This window comes from Dysgonomonas sp. 511, assembly GCF_010501105.1.
Lineage (GTDB): Bacteria > Bacteroidota > Bacteroidia > Bacteroidales > Dysgonomonadaceae > Dysgonomonas.
In genome coordinates this window covers 39,493-40,484 of sequence record NZ_QVMQ01000024.1, presented here as the reverse complement: position 1 = coordinate 40,484, position 992 = coordinate 39,493, and the positions used below count along the sequence as shown (strand labels likewise).

The window sequence follows — 992 nt, the reverse complement described above, 5'->3', positions numbered from 1 at the left end:
TTTGAAATATAGTTAGTTATAGGGGTTTTTCGTGCGAACGGATTTCAATTTTCATCTTTGTATTCTTTAGACTAAGATACAGGATGCACAAGGATAAATTCGTTTTTGCTCAACTCGTTTCTTTTTTAGATAGAAGCAAGTTCAATCGCATTGTTTCCCAATATGGTGGCGACAAATATGTGAAGTTCTTCACTTGTTGGAACCAATTGCTCACATTGATGTTCGGGCAATTGTCAAATAGGGAGAGTTTGCGTGATCTCATTGTAGCTTTGGAAGCTCATCAAAAGAAAACTTACCACTTAGGTCTTGGCAAGTATGTAACCAGAAGCAATTTAGCAAAAGCTAATCAAAATCGTGACTATCGCATCTTTGAATCATTTGCCTATTACATGGTAGAACAAGCACGTACTAAACTGATTCTACCACCATAGACTTGTGTTTAAGTGTTTTTTGGTGGGCAAAGTTCCGTAAGAAAAAAGGTGGTATAAAAGTACACACTCTATATGATATAGAAACTCAGATACCTGCTTTCTTTCATATAACGACAGCATCGGTACACGACAGCAAGGCTATGGATGAGATTCCTTATGAAACAGGTGCTTACTACATCTTTGACAGGGCTTACAACTGTTTTAAGAGCCTGTTCAGGATAGAATCGATCGGCTCCTATTTTGTTGTCAGAGCAAAGTCAAATTTACAGTTCAAAGCAAAACTATGGAAACGCCGATTGCCTAAGAATGTATTGTCCGATGCAATAGGTGAATTGACCATTTATAAAAGCTCCAATGACTATCCTATACAGATACGCAAAGTGTGTTATTGGGACGAGGAGCAGAAACGAGAGTTTACGTTCCTAACCAATGCCATGAAACTATCACCGCTGCAGGTTGCTCAACTTTATAAAAACAGATGGCAGGTTGAACTCTTCTTTAAATGGTTCAAACAACATCTTAAGATAAAAAAGTTCTGGGGGAATACAGAAAATGCTGTAA

1 pseudogene is annotated in these 992 nt (G+C 37.7%); it reads left to right on the top strand.

Going from position 1 to position 992, the window contains the following annotated elements:
* Window positions 1-83: 83 nt before the first annotated feature.
* A pseudogene (locus D0T57_RS11650) lies at window positions 84-992 on the top strand (IS4 family transposase); the annotation flags it as partial.